Source organism: Rhodococcus sp. SG20037 (assembly GCF_031763325.1).
Taxonomy (GTDB): domain Bacteria; phylum Actinomycetota; class Actinomycetes; order Mycobacteriales; family Mycobacteriaceae; genus Rhodococcus_F; species Rhodococcus_F qingshengii.
Map to the genome: position 1 here is coordinate 1621462 of NZ_CP134497.1, position 19263 is coordinate 1640724.

A 19263-nucleotide genomic window follows, 5' to 3' on the forward strand; every position below is an offset into this window, starting at 1 on the left:
CTCCGAAGATGAGACTCTTCGGTGTGGTTGTGGTCGCAATGGCTGGAGCACTCGTGGTGAGTGGATGCTCGTCGGGAAGTGAAGCGGCCGTCCCGACAGACCCGGTTGCATTCTCCGAGACCGTCACGGTCGACGCCGTGACCGGGCATCTGGAGCAACTCGAGAAGATCGCCGCCAACAACGAGGGCAATCGATCGGCCGGTACCCCCGGCTACGACGCCAGTGTCGACTACGTGGCAAACCTGCTCGAAGACAAGGGTTTCGAGGTCAGCACCCCGGAATTCGACTTCAGCTCCTTCGATCCCGGCACCGAATCCCTGAAAGCCGCTGACGGCTCCGATGTTCCGGTGCGGGCGCTGACATATTCCACCTCCACGGGACCGACCGGAATCACGGCGCGTCTGGTGGCGATTCCCGCCGACGAGACCCCCGGTTGCGAGGCCACCGACTACGACGGCCGCGACGTGAACGGTGCCATCGTGCTGGTCACCCGTGGAGTGTGCCCGTTCGGCGACAAGCAGAAGATCGCCGCTGATCGCGGCGCGGCGGCGTTGCTGGTTGCCAACAACGAGGACGCAATGCTGGGCGGGGCTACCTTGGGTGAACCCGAAGACGCCCGCATTCCGACCGGCGGGGTGAGCAAGGCGTCGGGCGAGGCTCTTGCCGCAGCGCCCGGAGACCTCACGCTGATTCTCGACACGTCGACGGAAACGACGAAGTCGCGCAACGTGATTGCACAGACCAAGACCGGCGCGACCGACAACGTGGTTGTCGTGGGCGCCCACCTGGACAGTGTGCCGGAAGGTCCCGGAATCAACGACAACGGAAGCGGCACCGCAGCCGTGCTGGAAACCGCGCTGCAGATGGGAAGCGCACCAAGCATCGAGAATGCCGTGCGTTTCGCTTTCTGGGGAGCGGAAGAAGTGGGATTGGTCGGCTCCACCCGCTACGTCGAGGGTCTGAGCGATCAGGAACGGGCCGACATCGCCCTGTACCTGAATTTCGACATGCTCGGTTCGCCCAACGCCGGATACCTGGCTTACGACGGCGACAACTCGGATGCCGTCGGGGAGGGGCCCGGGCCCGAGGGGTCGGCGGGCATCGAGCGCACCTTCGTCGATTTTCTCGCCGGGCGAGGGATTGCGGCGGACGGAACGGACTTCGACGGGCGCTCCGACTACGGCCCGTTCATCGAGATCGGGATCCCGGCGGGTGGCGTGTTCAGCGGCGCGGACGAGCGCAAGACGCCGGCACAGGCCGAGAAGTGGGGCGGAGAGGCGGAGGAGACTTTCGACCCGAACTACCACAGTGCCCAGGACAACCTCGCGAACATCGATCGCGAAGCGCTCGCTGCCAACGCTTCTGCAGTAGCCTTCGGAGTTGCGACGTATGCCCAGGATTTGAGCGGGCCGAACGGAGTTCCCGTCGGCGATGCCCGGACACAGGCCAGAACCGAATGATCGACTGACCGAATGATCGACTGACCGAATGATCGACTGTGCGAGCGACCAGGAGGCCACTGTGCGAGAACGGCGGCAGCACACTGTCTGTAACTCTGAGTTACGCTTGAGTTATGGCTGATCTGTCCCCGGAGAACACCGACACGGCAGGTGCTTCTTCCTCGTCGGTTCGAGGCGTCGTCGACGTCGTCTTGAACTCTGCGGCAGAACTTAACCGTCGGCAGCAGCTCATCGACGCGCTACGACGCCTCAGGCGGGCACTACCCGGTGATCCAGGGTTTGGGGATCCGCTCTCGCTCGCCGGCCCCGGCGGTGCCCGCGCCGTGGCGCGCGTCGCTGACAGATTGCTCGATCAGAAGCCGGCAGCCACTCGCGAAGTGAGCCTCGGAGCACTGCAGGTGTGGCAGGCAGCGCTGGAAAAGATGGGCCGCGGACGTGGCGATCAAGAACTGACCATCGTCTTCACCGATCTGGTGGGCTTCTCCACCTGGTCGCTCGCAGCCGGTGACGGCGCGACGCTGACCCTTCTGCGTGCGGTGGCGCAGGCCGTGGAAACTCCGATCACCGACAACGGCGGACACGTCGTCAAACGGATGGGCGACGGTCTGATGGCAGTGTTCATTCGCCCGGATGCGGCTTTGAAGGCGGTGTTCACCGCGCAGGACGCGCTCGCGGAAGTCGATCTCGACGGATACACCCCACGCATGCGCGTCGGCCTACACACGGGTACCCCGCGTCAGATCGGTGACGACTGGCTCGGCGTCGACGTGACCATCGCCGCCCGCATGATGGGCCTGGGCGGCGACGGCAACGTCATGATGTCGGCGACAACTCTCGAGGAACTCGAAGCCGGCACCCTGGAGGATCTCGATCTCACGATCCGGCCATGGCGGCGAGGGTTTTTCGCCACAACGCCCAACGGAGTTCCCGTCGACCTGGGAATCTGGCGCGTGCGCCGGAACTAGCGCACTAAACCTGGAGCCGCCAGAGCGGGGACACCGGACCATGTCCCGCGCCGAGGTCGTACGACGCCTCGAGACACTTGGTCACCCACTCTTTGCCGAACGCCACCGCGTCCGGAACGGAATAGCCGTGTGCGAGAGCGCAAGTGATCGCAGCAGCCAGCGTGTCTCCGCCACCGTGATCGTTGCCGGTGTCGATCCGGGCACTGCTGAATTCGAGGAAACGGTCGCCGTCGAACAACAGGTCGGTGGACAACTCCGAAGTACGAAGGTGGCCACCCTTGACGATGGACCATTGAGCGCCGAGCGCATGCAGCGCTTCTGCCGCTTGGCGGGCGCTCTTGTCGTCGACGACCTCGATACCGGTGATCAACCGAACCTCGTCGAGGTTCGGAGTGACCACCGTGGCAGCCGGAATCAAGGTGTTGCGGACCGCGTCGAGAGCTTCTTCGTGCAGCAGCGGATCGCCGTGCATCGACGCGCACACCGGGTCGACCACGAGCGGAATCGGACGGTCGCGGCCGATCCCAACCTCGGCGGCAACCGCGGCCACCGCTTCGATGATCGTCGTCGACGCGAGCATTCCCGTCTTCGCCGCACCGACGCCGATGTCCGAGACCACGACGCGCACCTGGTCGGCGACGATCTCCGGCGGAATCTCGTGGAATCCGCTGACTCCCACCGAATTCTGGACCGTCACCGCGGCGACGGCCACGCAGGCGTGCACTCCGCACATCGCCATCGTGCGGGAATCGGCTTGAATGCCGGCTCCGCCACCGGAGTCGGTTCCGGCGATGGTCAATGCCCGAATCGGGGTCTGTCCGGCGGGGGTCAGGGGCAGCAGCTTCACGACGACGAGCCTACCGATCGGACCTGGGGAAACGGCAGCTCGGTCCCACCTCTCGCGGGAACGACGGCGCGAACTGCGATTGCGATCCGGTCGTTCCCGGTGCAAAAATTGGTCGAACCCGGGACAGCGTCGTCGGTAGCTGATTCTATGAGTGGCATGGATCACAGTTATGGAGAGCGTGCGAACGCAGCTGTCGCCGATCGCGCAGGTGCACATCGTGCCGTGGAGGTCGCCGCAATGAACGACATCGAAAATTCGAAAACCGGAACCTCACCGGAAGTCACGCTCGTGGACAATCCGTCGCACGAACGATTCGAACTGCTCTCCGACGACGAGTTGGTCGGCATCCTCGGATACCGCGACGAAGACGAGATTTCGGGGAGCGGAGCCGAAGCGGGCGACGTGGTTGCGTACATGCATACCGTTGTCAAAGAGGAGTACGGCGGGCAGGGACTGGCAGCCGTACTCGTGCAGTTCGCAATGGACTGCGCCCGTGAACGTGAATGGTCGGTACGGCCCGTGTGTACCTATGTTCAGCGGTACCTCGGCGAGCATCCCGAGTATCTGGAACTGCTCGTCGAGGACTAGAAGCCCGAGGGTGCAAACAGACGATCAGGCTCCGAGATTCACGATCACCCGAGATTCACGATCACCGGAGCGTGATCGCTGGCGCCCTTGCCTTTTCGCTCGTTTCGATCGATCTCGGCCGCCTCGACGCGTGCTGCGAATGCCGGTGAGCCGAGGATGAAGTCGATTCGCATGCCCTGCTTCTTCGGGAAGCGAAGCTGCGTGTAATCCCAGTACGTGTACACGCCGGGACCGGGTGTGTACGGGCGAACTACGTCCGCGAACCCGGACTCGGTGAAGGCGGTGAACGCAGCTCGTTCCGGCTCCGACGTGTGGGTCTTGCCCTCGAAGAAAGCGGGATCCCACACGTCGTCGTCCGTGGGAGCGACGTTCCAGTCGCCGACCAGGGCGATCTGCGCGTCGGGATCCTGCTTGAGCCAGCCCTCCGCGTCGTCGCGCAGCTTGGCCAGCCAATCCAGCTTGTAGGCGTAATGCGGGTCTTCCAGCTCACGGCCGTTGGGGACGTACAGGCTCCACACCCGCACACCGCCGCAGGTGGCACCGATCGCACGTGCCTCGCGGACCGGGTCTGCCTCGGGATCCTTGTCGAATCCGGGCTGATCCTCGAATCCGATCTGCACGTCGTCCAAGCCGACGCGGGAAGCGATGGCGACACCGTTCCACTGGCTCAACCCGACGTGGGCGACCTCGTAGCCGATTTCCTTGAAGCGTTCGTACGGAAACTGCTCGTCCTTGCACTTGGTTTCCTGCATTGCCAGGACGTCGACGTCGGATCGACCGAGCCAGTCGATGATCCTGTCGGTACGGGCACGGACGGAGTTGACGTTCCAGGTAGCGATGCGCACGAGGGCAAGCCTAGCGTCAGCCGCCGACAGGATCGGTGGCGTATCGGTAGCGGTGGTGTTCGACGAATCCGAGCTGCTCGTAGAGCGCGATCGCCGCGAAGTTGTCCGCCGAAACCTGGAGGTACGCGTGCGTCGCACCGTTCTCACGACCCCAGGAGAGTAGATCTCCGCAGATCAGCGACCCGATTCCGTGACGACGGTGTTCAGGGGCGACGTGAATGCCGGTCAGTCCTACCCAGCGTTTGTGGTCGGGTGCCTCGGTGAGCGCAGCGCGCCCGATGGCAAGCGTCGTGTCGGTGTTTCCGATCGCGCCGAAAGTTGCAGTGCCCACGACAGCCGTGAGGACCGCCTCGACGTACGCCGGATCGCCGTGGGCGTCGTACATCGACAGCCAGTTGTGGTTGGGGTGGTCGGCGAACGAGGTGACCGGAGGACCGAGCGGCAGCGTGACATTGCCCAGATCGGCGGCCATCACGATGGTTTCCTTCTCGCTGCTCCACCCGTCCGGAGCGGTGCCGAGTCGATCGGGGAGGAGCAGCAGGGTCGGCAGTCCGCGGTCACCGAACCACTGGCGTATCCGCTCGATGGTGCTCGCGTCGAAGCCGGCAACCGCCCCCGCACCGCCGAGCGGCAAAGCGGAATTGGCGCGACCGGTGACACCGTGACCGGCGCGCAGCAACCAACCGTCGATCCACGCCTGCTCGACCCCCGGCCACGCCGCCGCAGCAGCCGTTTCGAGGTTTCGAATCTCGCCGATGCGAATCGGGCGGGCCGAGAGACTCTTGAGCGCGATCACCTGATCGGCGGAGACCTGGACCAGCCGACCGTCGCCGGCGCGAACGGCGATGGGATCGGCGCCCTCGAGGATGCCGATGACGTCGGTCATGGGATGCGAATAGCCGGGTGGGAGCTTGTATCGCAAAACCACCCGGCTACCGATCGAAATGTTGCCGTTCAGAGCAGAATTCTCAGTCTTCGTAATCGTCGTCGTCGTGACCGAACGGATCGTCGACGGTCCCCGGCGTCCAGGTCAGACCGGGCTTGCCCCAACCGGAACGCTTGATGATCTTCTTGGCAGCGCGCGCGTTGCGGCCGATGAGTACGTCCGTGTAGAGGAAACCGTCGAGATGCCCGGTCTCGTGCTGGAGCATCCGTGCGAAGAATCCGGTGCCCTCGACCTCGATCGGGTTGCCGTCGGCGTCGGTGCCGGTGACCTTCGCCCAATCGGCGCGACCCGTCGGGAACTGCTCGCCGGGAACGGACAGGCAACCCTCGAAGTCTTCGTCCGGGTCGGGCATCGTCTGGGGGATTTCGGACGTCTCGAGTACCGGGTTCACGACGACGCCGCGTCGACGCTCGCTGCTGCGGTCGTCGCCGGGGCAGTCGTAGACGAAGACTCGCAGTGGAACACCGACCTGATTGGCCGCCAGACCGACGCCGTTGGCAGCGTCCATCGTCTCGTACATGTCTGCGATCAGTTCGGCGATCTCGGCCGGGGACTGAGTGACCGGCTCTGTCGCCTTGTGCAGTACCGGGTCGCCGACGATTCGGATGGGGAGGATAGCCATGCGGACAAGGATAGTGCGGCGCGCCCGCGTAGTTATCACGGCCCGCACACTCGATCATGGTTCAATGGTTGCTGAAGAACAGCGATGTAATTCGTTGCTCGGTCGGAACGTGGGCCGCGGGGGAAATTGTGAGTTACCTTCGGGCCAGGGGACCGGGAAACTCACGGCCGCGAGAATTCGGTCGGAAAAAGAACACCGGGCATACGAGTCTCGCTGACGCCGAGCACAGCAGTCGAGGAGTGACATGGACGGCGCAACCGCGCGTAGTCGGAACCAGTCCGAAGGCACTGGCGCCGACGATTCGGTAGTAGATACAGCAGGCATGCACGAGGTCGGCGAAGACGGCCTCACCCGCCGGGAGCACGACATCCTCTCTTTCGAGCGTCAGTGGTGGAAGTACGCCGGTGCGAAGGAAGAAGCCATCAAGGAGTTGTTCGACATGTCGGCAACCCGCTACTACCAGGTTCTCAACGCCTTGGTCGATCGCCCCGAATCCTTGGCGGCTGATCCCATGCTGGTCAAGCGCCTGCGTCGTCTGCGTGCCAGCCGTCAGAAGGCCAGGGTCGCGCGTCGCCTCGGCTTCGAGGTCACCTGAATCACGCGTACATATGATCGGGCTGTCCACGCACTGGCGATAAGGTCGACATCGTGAGTACCCCGAAAGAGCAGCCGTCCGGACCTCCGCTTCGCGCAATCGCCATGGTGTTGATCGCGTTGGCGATCGTGTTCATCGGTCTCGGAGCAGCCTCACTGGGTGGATCGAGCGACGGTGGATCGGGCGACGAGAACACCGCAGCAGAGCAGACCGAATCCTCGGCGTCTGCCACGACGAGCGCCCCCGCGCCGGCCACCACCAAGCCGGCAGCGACGACACAACCCGCTTCGGGCGATACCACCACCACGTCGCGACCCTCGGGAACTGCGACGACCACGACTTCCAGCTCCGCGAGCGGCACCGACACGTCGAATGTCAGCGTTCGAGTTCTCAACAACAGCACCGTCTCCGGTCTGGCAGCAGGCACCGCCGAGGAATTGACGGCAGCAGGTTGGAACGTCGAGGAGACGGGTAACTACAGCGAGGGCACCGTCAGTACGACGACGGTGTATTACGGATCGTCCGCGGCGGAGAAGGCAGCGGCGCAGAAGATCGCGGCTGAACTCGGAGTCTCCGCAGAGCCTCGATTCGCCGGCATCGCGAACGCGTCACCTGGTGTGATCGTGATCGTGACCTCCAACTGACCGGTCGTGAAGGTGGAACTGACCCGTCGGTTCCAGCTACTACACGCGCCGTTATGATCAGAAGCACTTTCTCGCCACCTCAAAGGAGCGGTTCGATGGCCCCCAGCAGCACCCGGCGTATGTCCTGGCGCGTCGTTGCCCCTGTAGTCGCGATTGCCGCTTTCGGCTTGACCGCTTGCAGTAACAGCGAAGAGCCCAGCAGCGTCCCCGGCACGACTCCTCCGGTGTGGACCGGTGCAGCCGATCCCAGCGCGCACGAAAGCGCGGGCGGCCACGGTTCCGAGACGGCTCACGCCGGCGCTTCTGCCGAAACGGTCACCGCAACGCTGAACGGCACCGACGGCGCCAAGGTCGGAACGGTCACGTTCGCGCAGGAAGGTAGCGACGTCAAGGTCACCCTCGACGCCAAGGGCCTCACCCCCGGCTTCCACGGATTCCACGTCCACCAGGTCGCCAAGTGCGAGACCAATTCCGTTGCCCCCAGCGGCGGAGAGCCGGGTAACTTCCTCTCGGCAGGCGGACACTTCCAGGCCGAGGGTCACACGGGCCACCCGGCGAGCGGCGACCTCACTTCGGTTCAGGTCCTCGAAGACGGCACCGCCACACTGGTCACCACGACCGATGCATTCACCGTCGACGAACTGGTCGCAAACGGTGGAACATCCGTCATGATCCACGCCGGAGCGGACAACTTCGGCAACATCCCGACGCGTTACGCGCCGGCACCGGATCAGCAGACCCTCGACACCGGTGACGCCGGCGGACGCGTTGCTTGCGGTGTCATCACCAAGAGCTGACAAACTCACCTGAGTTTTGCATCACTTCCGGCGACTACCACGCAGTAGCCAGCACGGTGTTTTTACCGACACTGTGATTGGATTCTCTGCGTGGTAGTTCCATTTCCAGGTTCGCCGCGCCCGACGCTGGGCGTGGAGTGGGAGATCGCGCTGGTCGATCGCAAGACCAGAGATCTCTCCAACACAGCAGCCGAGGTGTTTTCGGCGGTCGAAGAGCTTGCCGGCTCCGAAACCCCGCACATCACCAAGGAACTACTGCGAAATACCGTCGAACTCGTCACGGGTATTCATTCGACGGTCGGCGAGGCGATGAGTGATCTCGACAGGTCACTGGATCTGCTTCGCCGCGCTGCGAATCCGCTCGGCGTCGACCTCATCAGCGCGGGCACGCACCCGTTCGCGCAATGGTCGACGCAGCTGGTCACCCGGACACCCGACTACGACGAACTCATCGAACGCACGCAGTGGTGGGGTCGGCAGATGCTGATCTGGGGCGTGCACGTCCACGTGGGTGTCTCGTCCGCGGACCGCGTTTTCCCCATCATCAACGCACTGCTGCAGCGCTATCCGCACCTGTTGGCGCTGTCGGCATCCTCGCCGATGTGGGCCGGTGTCGACACCGGCTATGCGTCCAATCGCGCGTTGATGTTCCAGCAGCTCCCCACCGCGGGCCTTCCGTACCAGTTCGAGAACTGGGCCGAATACGAGTCGTTCATCGACGACCAGATGAAGACCGGTGTGATCACCAAGATCGGTGGCATGCACTGGGACATCCGTCCCGCGCCGAAGTGGGGAACCATCGAGGTCCGGGTGTTCGACGGCGTCTCGACACGCGCTGAACTGGGTGCTCTCGTTGCTCTGGTCCACTGCCTCATCGTCGATCTGGACCGCAGACTGAGTGCCGGTGAGACTCTGCCGAACATGCAGCCGTGGCACGTCAAGGAAAACAAGTGGCGCGCAGCGAGATACGGACTGGACGCCGAGATCATCCTCGACTCCGACGCAAACGAGTGCCTCGTCACTGACGATCTGGATCGCCTGCTCGACGACTTGGCGCCGATTGCGGTCTCACTCGGCTGCGCGGACGAGTTGGCGTCGGTGGCGGACATTCCCCGTCGCGGCGCGTCCTACCAGCGGCAACGTCGTGTCGCGGAAGCGACGGGCGGCGATCTGGTTGCGGTCGTCGACGCCTTGGTCGCAGAGTTGGGCACCTAGCAGGTTCACAGTGCGAAGGACTGTTTCGCGGACTGGAAATCCGGGCATACCAACCGTTTGTCCAGTGGGTGTCCATATTCAGTTCACACGCCGTTTACTATTGTCCGGTGTTGATAGACAGTTGGTCCCAACGAGGGGGCGCACCCGGACAGTCGGACCGTTCGTGGTCGAGTTCTCACCGACTCCTTCTGATCGGCACAGCAGCATTGACCGTGCTGGTCCTGGGCGTGCAGGCGTTCGCGTCGTACAAGGGCTATCTCGGTCCGGTGGAAAGCCTGTTCGGTGACTACTTCCTCGTTCCCCGCTCCGCGACCATGCCTTGGGTGGGCCTCGCTCTCGCGCTCGTCGGACTGAACAACAAAGAACGCATCTACGCGATCTCCGCGGCCGTCGTGATCGACGTGGTCGTCGGCGCGATCCGCTGGTTCTCGGGTGGACCGCTGACGATGGGCACCGGCGGCACCTGGGTGCTGACGGCCATCGCGGTGTACGCGGTGTGGAAGTTGTCCGGTGAGCGTCGACTCAGCGTTCTGCACGGCGTCGCTCTCGGCGCGTTGCTCATCATCGCGGCCAAGGTTGCCGAGACGTGGCTGGAGATCACCATTCTCGTCGGCACCGACGTGTGGGACGAGTACGTGTTCCTCGCCGACCAGGCTCTCGGGAATCCGTCGTGGGTGATGGGCCAGATCGTCGACGCCATGGGCCCCGTCGGTGCAGCAACCCTCGACTGGATCTACGTCGAACTGCCGGTCGCGGTGATCGTGGTTGCTCTCTATCAAGTACGTAAGGGATGGCCGTCGCATCACCTGCTGCGCACGTTCCTGCTCATCGGGCTGATCGGCCCGATCTTCTACGTCCTGTTCCCGGTGGTCGGCCCGGTGTTCGCCTTCGGTCCGCGTGGGTTCGGATTCCAGATCGGTGACTACTGGCCGAACATCGTGCCCAACTTCGACTTCGCATCACCGTCGTCGCTGCCGTTCGACGACGCCGCACCGCGAAACTGCATGCCGAGCCTGCACACCGCGTGGGCAGTCGCGCTGTTCATCCACTCGCGCAGCGGACCGTGGTGGATTCGCAGCCTGGGATCGTTCTGGCTCGTTGCGACCCTGACCGCGACGCTCGGCTTCGGATTCCACTACGGCGTCGACCTCATTGCCGGTGCCGTCCTGTGCTTGACCCTCGATGCGGCGCTACGGGATCCGGAGCGCGGCTGGGGGTGGTTCCGAGTGCGTCTGTTGATCGGTGGCTCGGCACTCCTGGCGGGATTGTTGCTCTCGTACCGGTTCGCTGCGGTGCAGATGGCCGAGTACCCGGCGATCTTCGGGCCGCTGCTGATGGCTGTCCTGGTTCTCATGTCGGTGGCGTACTTCGCCACCTTCTTCGCCCGCCCCGGCACTGCTCTTGCGGTGTGGGGCGAGCGCGACGGCGAGTGGGATGCCGCTACAGCAGAGAGTCCGGGTCTTCCAGCTCGTTGATCTTCATGAGGTCGTCCTCTTCGCGCTGTTCGCGGTAGGCGACTCGGCCGACGCTGTGCGCGATCACGGGCGCCGTCAGCAGCGTGAAGATGCCCACCAGGACCAACATCCAGATGTCGACGCTCCCACGAAGCAGGAACACGGCGCCCATCAGGACCAAGATCAGTCCGACCACCTGAGGTTTCGTGGCCGCGTGCATACGACGCAGAGTGTCGGGGAAGCGAACGATTCCCACCGCGGCGGTCAGCGCGAGCAGCGCGCCGAGGAAGATGGAGATGGCCCCGATCGTGTCGAGGATGTTGCCGATCACTGGTCACTCACCCGGAAGCGCGCGACGGACACGGAACCGATGAAGCCGACCAGCGCCAGCGCGACGATCGCGGGAACGATGGTCGTGTCTTTGCTGTACGCGGCCCAGACCGCGAGTCCACACATCGAGACCGCGATGATCGTGTCCAGGGCGACGAGGCGGTCGAGTGAGCTCGGACCGTCGAGCAATCGGAACGTGGTCAGTACGGCGGCGATCAGCAGAATCACTCCGGAAATGATCAAGATCGTGGTGATGAACCCGTTCATGGTTGGTCCTCCTGCCGGGGTGCATCGAATTCGTAGTCGCGCTGGTGCCATGGGCTGGGTTGCCAGTCCGAATCACGTTCGAACGACGCGATGAACAACCGCTCGAGGTCCTCCACCGAGCGGTAGAACGCGCTGACGGCTTTCTGCGAGCCGACGTCGAGCACGTGGACGTAGACGATGCGTCGGTTCTGGTCGATCTCGAGAACCATCGTGCCGGGGATCAGGTTGAGAACGTCGATGCACAGCGTGAGAACCAGGTCGGACTTGATCCCGAGTTGGTACCGCAGAACTCCGGTGACCGGCGGCGGCGACGGACGGATCGCCAGCCACGCGACCTGGATACTCGACTGGATCGCGTAGTACACGATCATCCACAACAGACGCAGAATCGACAGCAGATGTACCCGACCCTCGACCGGTACGCGGGGGAGGGGAAGCAGGACCATGATGATCAGGCCGACGGCGAGTCCGCCGAAGATGTTGCCGAAACTGATGTTGCCCCACAACAGGATCCATACGACCATCAGCCACAGCAGGATCCCGACGCGGAGTACCTGTTCGCGTTTCATCGCGGAGCCTCCTCGGTATTCGGGACGTCGGTGTTCGGGGCCTCGGTATTCGGAACGGCTGCGGGGTCGTCTGCAGCGACGGGAGCTTCGTCGACCGGCACGGGCCGGTGGTTGCCGAGAACCGCGTCGATGTAGATGGACCGGTCCTGCAGATCCTTCGCCGCTCTGTCGCTGATGTCGATGATCCGGCCCGCGAACACCGTCAGTGCCAGACCGACGATGACAAGTCCGACCGTCGGAATCAGCATGAAGAGCGGAATCTTGCCGACATCCTCGCGGTCGACGAACGCGATGTCCTCTTCGGACTCGTCGATCAACGCTGACGGGCTGACGTCGGCGAGGTCACCTTCGGGCGCGTCGGCCCGGGCTCGCCAGAAAGCCTTGGTCCACACGCGGGCGACGGCGTAGAGCGTCAGCAAGCTGGTGATCGTGCCGCCGGCAACGAGGATCCAAGCCAACGCGCTGGCGTCGGCCGCACCGGCCTGAAGGAGCGCGACCTTGCCGATGAAGCCCGAGAACGGCGGGATACCGCCGAGATTCAGCGCCGGGATCAGGAAGACGATCGCGAGGATCGGGCTGGCCGCCGCCAGACCGCCGAGACGGCGCAGCGACGACGACCCGGCTTGTCGTTCGATCAGACCCACGACGAGGAAGAGCGTCGTCTGCACGATGATGTGGTGGGCGACGTAGTAGATCGCGCCGGACAGCCCGGACGTCGTGGACAGTGCGATACCGAAGATCATGTAACCGATATGGCTGACCAGTGTGAACGAGAGCAGACGTTTGATGTCGCTCTGCGCGATGGCACCCATGATGCCGACCACCATCGTGAGCAGGCCGCACACCATCAGTACGTTGTCGAGTTCCCCTTGTGGGAACAGCAGTGAATGCGCGCGGATGATCGCGTACACACCGACCTTGGTGAGCAACCCGGCGAAGACGGCGGTGATCGGTGCGGGCGCGGTCGGATACGAGTCCGGTAGCCACGCAGACAGCGGGAAGACCGCGGCCTTGATGCCGAACGCCACGAGAAGGACAGCGAAGATGGCGGTTCGTGTGCCCGGCGGAATGTTGTCGAAGCGCAGGGCCATGTCGGCCATGTTGAGGGTGCCGGTCGCCGCGTAGGCGAAGGCGATGCCCGCCAGGAAGATCAGCGAGGACACCATCGAGACCATCACGTACGAGACACCGGCCCGGACGCGGTCGGCGCTGGCACCGAGCGTCAGGAGCACGAAACTCGCAGCGAGCAGAACCTCGAATCCGACGTACAGGTTGAAGAGGTCACCGGCGAGGAACGCGTTGGAGATACCGGCGGTCAATGCGAGATAGGTCGGCAGGAAGATCGAGACCGGCTGGGCCTCGCTGCCGTCGCGAATACCCTGACCGATCGCGTAGATCATGACGGCGAGCAACACCACCGACGAGACCACGAGCATCATCGCCGAGAGACGGTCGACCACGAGTGTGATGCCGATGGGGGAGTCCCAGCCGCCGACCTGAACGGCCGTCGTACCGTCGCGGTCGGCGAGGTAGAGCAGCAAGCCCGACACCGCGACGACGCCGACGAGCGCGATCAGTGTGATCACGCGCTGGAAACGAGGACGTCGGCCGACGACCAGCGTCGCAGCAGCGGCCAGCATCGGGATCAAGACGGGCAGGGGCGCAAGGGCTCCCATCAGGTTGTCCGAGATGGTCATGCGCCTCCACCTCCCTCGATCTTGGTCTGGCGAGCGTCTTTGCGCCGCTTCTCGGATTCCTTCTTACGAGCAAGGTCGGTGGCCCAGTCGGGTACCGGTTCGTCCTCGAAGTCGCCGTCGTGGAGGTCGTCGTAGCATTCGATGTCCTCGAGGTTGACCAGTTGTTCGAGGGGAATAGGGTTGCCGTCCTTGTCGAATGCGTCGCCGCCGATGCTCGGGGCACCGGTGACCGGGTCGTCGGAGCGGTCGTGGTCGGGAGCGTCGGCAGGCAGGCGACGCTTGAGAACCTTGGTGTCCTCGGGATCGTCCTCGACGGCGTCGGCGGTGTTGATCTTGTAAGACCGGTACGCCAGTGCCAGAACGAAGCCGGCGATACCCATCGTGATCACGATCGCCGTCAGGATCATGCCCTGGGCGAGCGGATCCGCTATTTCCTCGTGGACCGAATCTCGGCCGACGATGGGCGGATTCCCGTCCGATCCACCGACGGTCAGGATCAAGAGGTTGATGGCGTTGCCGAATAGAAGTAGACCGAGCAGCATCCGAGTGATGCTTCGTTCGATCAGCAGGTAGACACCGGCCGACGTGAGGACGCCGATCAGGATCAGCATTCCGATGTTTGCGCTCATGGTGCTTTCACCTCGATTTCTGCGTCGAGGCGGGCGCCGAGACTTCGGAGTACGTCCAGGACCAGGCCGACCACGATGAGGTAGACGCCCAGGTCGAAGAACAGTGCGGTGACCAGTTTGACGTGGCCGATGAGCGGGAGTGTGAACTCGAAGACGGCGGACGAGAGCGCCGGGGCGCCGAGGAACAGCGACACCAGGGCGGTGCCCGCGGCCAGCGCCAAACCGAGGCCGAGAATCTTGCCCGCGTCGATGGGTACGGCTTCACCGAGTTCGTAGCGGCCACCGGCGAGGTAACGAAGTACCAGCGCCAGGCCTGCCGTCAGGCCTCCGGCGAAACCGCCGCCGGGGGCATTGTGACCGGAGAAGAAGAAGTAGATCGACAACACCATGATGGTCGGGAAGATCAACCTCGTGGTGACCTCGAGAACCAACGAACGGTGTCGAGGATCGATCAGGTCTCCGCCGCGCAACCACGTCGTGTCCGAGTTGGCCGCTGCCTTGTCGACGATGACGGAGGGGGCGTCCGCGACTCGCGGTGCGATACCGAACCGGCGGTTGCGGAAGACGAGGCTGGCGACGCCCGTCGCAGCTACCAGCAGCACCGAGATCTCACCGAGGGTGTCCCATGCGCGGATGTCGACGAGCAGGACGTTGACGACGTTCTTGCCGTTGCCCAGGTCGTAGGCCGCGTCGGGAAGCAGCTCGTAGATCGGACGAGTGTTTCGGGCATTGGTCGCGAAGGCCGCGATGGTGGTGACGGTGATACCGACGGCGACAGCGAGTGCGGCACGCGGCCACTTGAAGCCGATCGCCTTGCTCTCGTCGACTTCGGCGGGGAACTTCCGGAGCACGAGCACGAAGATCACCAGTGTCAGTGTCTCGACGAGGAACTGGGTCAGCGCGAGGTCGGGTGCGCCGTGCAGCGCGAACAACACGCCGCAGCCGTAGCCGGTGAGTCCGACGAGGATGACGCTGGCGAGTCGGTTGCGCATCAGCGTCGCGGCGATGGCGGCCGAGATCATCATCAGCGCGATCGTGAACTGGATGGGTGAATCCCACATCCGAAGGTCGACTCCGCCGCCATCGGTGTCGATGATCAGCAGGAACAGCGGCACAACGACCAGCGTCGCGAGAATCGTCGACTGTGTGCGGGGGAGCGAACCACGCTGAGTGGCACCGGTCAGGCGCATCGAGATGGTGTCCATGCCGCGCAGGGTCGCGTCGTAGATACGGTCGGCGTTGCCGAGCGGCGGGTGCTCGAAATGCAGGCGGCTGATCTGACGCTGCGCGATGTAGAGCGCGATGCCGCCGGCGATGACGATGCAGGTGAGCAGCAGCGGAGTGTTGAATCCGTGCCACAGCGCGAGGTGGTAGTCGGCGTGAGGTCCGGGGGCCAGTGTGGTCGAGTACGGCGTCAGCAGCTTCTCGAGTTGGGGCGAGAGAATGCCGGCGGCCAGACCGAGAACCGCGAGTAGGCCTGGCGCGAACAGGAACAGCCAACCCGGCTTGTGCATCTTGCTCACGGCTGGGCTGGGCTTGCTCAGGGTCTTACGTCCGAAGGCGCCCCAGATGAAGCGGACGCTGTAGCCGACGGTGAGGATCGAGCCCAACACGATCACCGTGACGACGGCGATGGACGACCAGTGGCCGAGCGCGTTCGTTTCGAGCACCGATTCGAGTGCGGCTTCCTTGCCGACGAATCCGAGTAGCGGTGGCAGGCCGGCCATGCTGGCGGCAGCGAGGCTCGCGATGATCGCGAGAGCGGGTGCCGCTTTACCCAGGTGAGCAAGTTTGCGCAGGTCACGGGTACCGGTCGTGTGATCGATGATGCCAACGACCATGAAGAGTGCGGCCTTGAACATCGCGTGCGCCACGACCATCGTCATACCGGCCAGGGCGGCGTCACGCGTGCCGATGCCGACCAGGACCATCATGAAGCCGAGTTGGCTGACGGTTCCGAAGGCGAGGACGAGTTTGAGGTCGTACGCGCGCATGGCTCGCCAACCGGCGAGGATCATCGACAGCAGACCCAAACTGATGATGGTGATGCGCCACGGCGGCGAATCGGCGTACCCGGGAGCCAGGCGCGCGACGAGGTAGATACCGGCCTTGACCATTGCAGCAGCGTGAAGATAACCGCTGACAGGGGTTGGCGCGGCCATTGCACCGGGAAGCCAGAAGTGCAGGGGCACGATTGCCGATTTGGAGAGCGCACCGATCAGGATCAGGACGATCGCGACGGACGGGAGCCACCCCGTCGGCGGGTTCGCGACCAGTTCGGACAGGTTGTAGCTGCCGCCGACCTGGCCGAGGATGATCATGCCGACCAACATCGCCAGACCACCCGCGGTGGTGACCAGCAGTGCCTGGGTCGCGGCGCGGCGGCTGGTGGCGCGTTCGGCGTAGTGACCCACGAGCAGGAACGACAGGACCGTTGTCAGTTCCCAGAACACGTAGAGAAGCAGCATGTTGTCGCTGGTCACTAGCCCGAACATGGCACCCGCGAAGGCGACCATCTCGGCGGCGAAGATACCGAGTCGAGGTTCGTCGTCGGTGAAGTAGCGGGCGCAGTAGACCAGGATGAGCGTGCCGACACCCAGGACGAGCACGGCCATGATGGCCGAAAGCGCGTCGAACCTGAAGTCGATGTCCATCGACAGCCCTGGAACCCAGGTGATGTGCAGCGTCTCGACGGTGCCCCATTTGTCGATGACCCAGCCGAGGCCGGCGAGGGGGACTATCGCGAGGGGGAAGAAGCCGTTTCGCCCTAACCTGCGCACCACAAGCGGAGCCAAGAGGGCGGCAACGGCATGGGCAAGCAAGATAGCGAGCAAAAGGCACTCCGTCGTGTTGTCAGCGGGCGGCGGGGTGTCCGAACAAAATCGAACCTATCGGATTAACGAGACAATTCACCTTGTCGGAGAGGTTGTCTTTGCGTACATATTACCGGGCGTGGCAGTTTCGATGTGCAGCGAGTCGATTCGGACATCATCGGCACTCGCTGATACACGTAGGTTGGACGACGTGAATTCGTCGACACCCACCACGATCATCCGTACCGCCGCCCTTGCACACATTCGTGACCGCAAGCTGATCCAGACCCGCTCCGTGGGCAAGACCGCGTTCTACATGGCCGGCGGAAAGATCGACCCGGGTGAGACGCCCGAGCAGGCGTTGCACCGCGAAATTCGGGAGGAACTCGACGTCGATCTGGTCGACGGGACGGTCACGTTCCTCGACGTCTTCGAGGCTCACGCTTTCGGACATTCCGCGGACACGGGCCTGCACATGAGTTGCTATCTGGCGGAGATGGCCGGAGACCCGCGCCCGACCAGCGAGATCGCCGAGTTCCGCTACTTCACGCTCGCCGAGTACGCAGCGATGGACGAGGTGGCGCCCGGATCGCTCAAAGTGTTCCATCGCCTGGCGTCGATGGATCTGATCGACTGATCGGCGGAGGAACGGATCGATTGATCCGCCCCAATCGGAGACTCACGTAGGCGCAGACGGCCACGATGATCAACGCCACGGCGTCGAGTATCAGAATGTCGGTCGAGATTTCGAACGGGCCGACCGTCGTGATGCCGTTGAAGGGCTTGTTCTCGTCGAGCGGCGTGTACGCCGTCCATCCGTAGTCGAACTGCGGATAGACGAGCAGGGCCAGCGCCGTCGGGCCGAAGATGACACCGAGTCCGACGAGTGCTCGCGACGCTCCGGTCCGCGGTGGCTCTCGGTACATCGCGCTGGCGATCGCGTACGTGACGACCGCAGCGGTCAAGGCGACAAGAAGATCGCTGATCGTGAGAACGTCACCGATCTTCGGCGACGGCGACGTGGCGTAGCTGACGATCCCGGCGACCGTGACCGTCAGGAGCAATCCGTAGCCGACGACCCGCGAGGGAGCGATCGCGCCGATCGCTGCCGCGGCGACGATGACGAGTCCGATCACGACGGCGGTCGAGGCGGGGGTTTTCGACCATTCCATAGCTTCGGTTGCGGGACGGTTCGCCGAGACCGCCGCCAGAGTTGCGACGGCAGCGGTACACATCAGCAGGATACGACTGCCGTCGCCCAGCACCCGCGCGCAGATCACCGTGATCACCAGCGCGACGAGTAGTAGAGGCACCGCCGCCGTGACGGTGGTGATCTCGAACCACCAATTCGCAGCGACCCCGAAGAGAGTGAGCACCGCCGCGATAGTCACCGGTCGAACGGCCATCCGTTCCTTGGGGTGGTCCTTGTCGAAGTCGTGGAACCAGAACGCGGCGACGCAGGCGGCGGCCAAAGCGAGCGCGAGCAGTGTTGCCCCCAACACTGGTGGTTGAAACTGGTTGGTGTTGTCGGCGATGTAGTCCGCGTACCGCCGAGGAATAGCGTCTTCGTCGAGGAGTGAATCCGAGACATGCACGGCAACAATCGTTCCCGCGACGGAAGCGGCTCGGACCCGGGGAGCGGCAGCAACCGTGACCGCGCCGACAGCGACTCCCGCACCCACGGGTGAGAGTGCCTCGAAGTTGTGATCGTAGAGCCCGGGCAGTTCGAGTAGGAGTCCACCGAAGACCGTCATGGCCGCGGTCCGCAACCGGCAGCGGGCCATCATCGCGGCTGTCCCGACCGCGACGACAGCCAGAACGCCGGCGCCGATCGTCGAGATCGACCAGAACCTGTCGCCCGTCGAAATCGACGTCGACTGGCTGTTCACGAACGGTGCCAAGGCGACGACGGTGACGACGAATGCCGTCACACCACTCAGCGCGACGAGCAGCGTCCTGCGGGCGATGGGCACTGCTCCA

20 protein-coding genes are annotated in these 19263 nt (G+C 64.0%); 9 read left to right on the forward strand and 11 right to left on the reverse strand.

Features of this window, described 5'->3' with window-relative positions; genetic code table 11:
- Nucleotides 1-8 precede the first annotated feature (8 nt).
- Nucleotides 9-1460, forward strand: a complete 1452-nt coding sequence (locus tag RHP72_RS07595) for a M20/M25/M40 family metallo-hydrolase (RefSeq protein ID WP_172827075.1) — start codon at nt 9-11, stop codon at nt 1458-1460.
- Between the two features lie 113 nt (nt 1461-1573).
- Nucleotides 1574-2425, forward strand: a complete 852-nt coding sequence (locus RHP72_RS07600) for an adenylate/guanylate cyclase domain-containing protein (protein ID WP_007730127.1) — start codon at nt 1574-1576, stop codon at nt 2423-2425.
- A gap of 4 nt (nt 2426-2429) precedes the next feature.
- Here RHP72_RS07600 and thiD read toward each other — a convergent pair whose 3' ends face one another.
- Complete coding sequence (gene thiD, locus RHP72_RS07605) at nt 2430-3272, reverse strand: bifunctional hydroxymethylpyrimidine kinase/phosphomethylpyrimidine kinase (protein ID WP_003945044.1); 843 nt, start codon at nt 3270-3272, stop codon at nt 2430-2432.
- Nucleotides 3273-3509: 237 nt separating this feature from the next.
- On the opposite strand from thiD, the gene RHP72_RS07610 reads away from it, so the two are divergent.
- On the forward strand, nt 3510-3860 hold the full coding sequence (locus RHP72_RS07610; protein WP_003945052.1) for a GNAT family N-acetyltransferase: 351 nt from the start codon (nt 3510-3512) through the stop codon (nt 3858-3860).
- 44 nt (nt 3861-3904) lie between these two features.
- Here the strand turns inward: RHP72_RS07610 and RHP72_RS07615 are convergent, their stop codons facing one another.
- The 3 genes from RHP72_RS07615 to RHP72_RS07625 are packed head-to-tail and all read right to left on the reverse strand — an operon-like array spanning nt 3905 to nt 6273.
- Entirely contained in the window at nt 3905-4705 is an 801-nt protein-coding gene (locus RHP72_RS07615) for an exodeoxyribonuclease III (protein WP_003945060.1), read from the reverse strand.
- Between the two features lie 16 nt (nt 4706-4721).
- Entirely contained in the window at nt 4722-5633 is a 912-nt protein-coding gene (locus RHP72_RS07620; RefSeq protein WP_082661430.1) for an N-acetyltransferase, read from the reverse strand.
- A gap of 40 nt (nt 5634-5673) precedes the next feature.
- Entirely contained in the window at nt 5674-6273 is a 600-nt protein-coding gene (locus RHP72_RS07625) for a peptide deformylase (RefSeq protein WP_003945053.1), read from the reverse strand.
- 244 nt (nt 6274-6517) lie between these two features.
- Here RHP72_RS07625 and RHP72_RS07630 point away from each other — a divergent pair, with 244 nt between their 5' ends.
- The 5 genes from RHP72_RS07630 (at nt 6518) to RHP72_RS07650 (ending at nt 10999) form a co-directional block, all read left to right on the forward strand.
- Complete coding sequence (locus RHP72_RS07630) at nt 6518-6868, forward strand: DUF3263 domain-containing protein (RefSeq protein WP_311094532.1); 351 nt, start codon at nt 6518-6520, stop codon at nt 6866-6868.
- Nucleotides 6869-6921: 53 nt separating this feature from the next.
- Nucleotides 6922-7512, forward strand: coding sequence for a LytR C-terminal domain-containing protein (locus RHP72_RS07635; RefSeq protein WP_042926201.1), 591 nt, complete (start codon nt 6922-6924; stop codon nt 7510-7512).
- A gap of 95 nt (nt 7513-7607) precedes the next feature.
- Nucleotides 7608-8309 (forward strand): superoxide dismutase[Cu-Zn], encoded by a 702-nt coding sequence (gene sodC / locus RHP72_RS07640; protein ID WP_007730117.1) that lies wholly within the window; start codon nt 7608-7610, stop codon nt 8307-8309.
- A gap of 90 nt (nt 8310-8399) precedes the next feature.
- Nucleotides 8400-9524 (forward strand): glutamate--cysteine ligase, encoded by a 1125-nt coding sequence (locus RHP72_RS07645; RefSeq protein WP_003945034.1) that lies wholly within the window; start codon nt 8400-8402, stop codon nt 9522-9524.
- A gap of 107 nt (nt 9525-9631) precedes the next feature.
- Entirely contained in the window at nt 9632-10999 is a 1368-nt protein-coding gene (locus RHP72_RS07650; protein ID WP_311094533.1) for a DUF5933 domain-containing protein, read from the forward strand.
- Here RHP72_RS07650 and mnhG read toward each other — a convergent pair.
- The 6 genes from mnhG to RHP72_RS07680 are packed head-to-tail and all read right to left on the reverse strand — an operon-like array spanning nt 10965 to nt 17304.
- Complete coding sequence (gene mnhG, locus RHP72_RS07655; RefSeq protein WP_003945045.1) at nt 10965-11309, reverse strand: monovalent cation/H(+) antiporter subunit G; 345 nt, start codon at nt 11307-11309, stop codon at nt 10965-10967. The two genes, RHP72_RS07650 and mnhG, sit on opposite strands and share 35 nt — an antisense overlap.
- Complete coding sequence (locus RHP72_RS07660; protein ID WP_003945061.1) at nt 11306-11575, reverse strand: monovalent cation/H+ antiporter complex subunit F; 270 nt, start codon at nt 11573-11575, stop codon at nt 11306-11308. The genes mnhG and RHP72_RS07660 overlap by 4 nt, the downstream gene beginning before the upstream one ends.
- The gene (locus tag RHP72_RS07665; protein WP_003945063.1) at nt 11572-12144 is read right to left on the reverse strand and encodes a Na+/H+ antiporter subunit E; all 573 of its coding nucleotides are present in this window, start codon (nt 12142-12144) and stop codon (nt 11572-11574) included. The genes RHP72_RS07660 and RHP72_RS07665 overlap by 4 nt, the downstream gene beginning before the upstream one ends.
- On the reverse strand, nt 12141-13841 hold the full coding sequence (locus tag RHP72_RS07670; RefSeq protein WP_003945059.1) for a Na+/H+ antiporter subunit D: 1701 nt from the start codon (nt 13839-13841) through the stop codon (nt 12141-12143). Before RHP72_RS07670 ends, RHP72_RS07665 begins: the two co-directional genes overlap by 4 nt.
- Nucleotides 13838-14470: a Na(+)/H(+) antiporter subunit C gene (locus tag RHP72_RS07675; RefSeq protein WP_003945054.1), complete on the reverse strand. Its 633-nt coding sequence runs from the start codon at nt 14468-14470 to the stop codon at nt 13838-13840. The genes RHP72_RS07670 and RHP72_RS07675 overlap by 4 nt, the downstream gene beginning before the upstream one ends.
- Nucleotides 14467-17304 carry a Na+/H+ antiporter subunit A gene (locus RHP72_RS07680; RefSeq protein WP_007730104.1) on the reverse strand — a complete coding sequence of 946 codons (2838 nt, stop codon included), beginning with the start codon at nt 17302-17304 and terminating at the stop codon, nt 14467-14469. Before RHP72_RS07680 ends, RHP72_RS07675 begins: the two co-directional genes overlap by 4 nt.
- Nucleotides 17305-17494: 190 nt before the next feature.
- Here RHP72_RS07680 and RHP72_RS07685 point away from each other — a divergent pair, with 190 nt between their 5' ends.
- Nucleotides 17495-17920 carry an NUDIX domain-containing protein gene (locus RHP72_RS07685; protein WP_031331804.1) on the forward strand — a complete coding sequence of 142 codons (426 nt, stop codon included), beginning with the start codon at nt 17495-17497 and terminating at the stop codon, nt 17918-17920.
- On the opposite strand, the gene RHP72_RS07690 is transcribed toward RHP72_RS07685, so the two are convergent.
- Nucleotides 17877-19256 (reverse strand): hypothetical protein, encoded by a 1380-nt coding sequence (locus RHP72_RS07690; RefSeq protein WP_253741402.1) that lies wholly within the window; start codon nt 19254-19256, stop codon nt 17877-17879. The two genes, RHP72_RS07685 and RHP72_RS07690, sit on opposite strands and share 44 nt — an antisense overlap.
- Nucleotides 19257-19263: the final 7 nt, after the last annotated feature.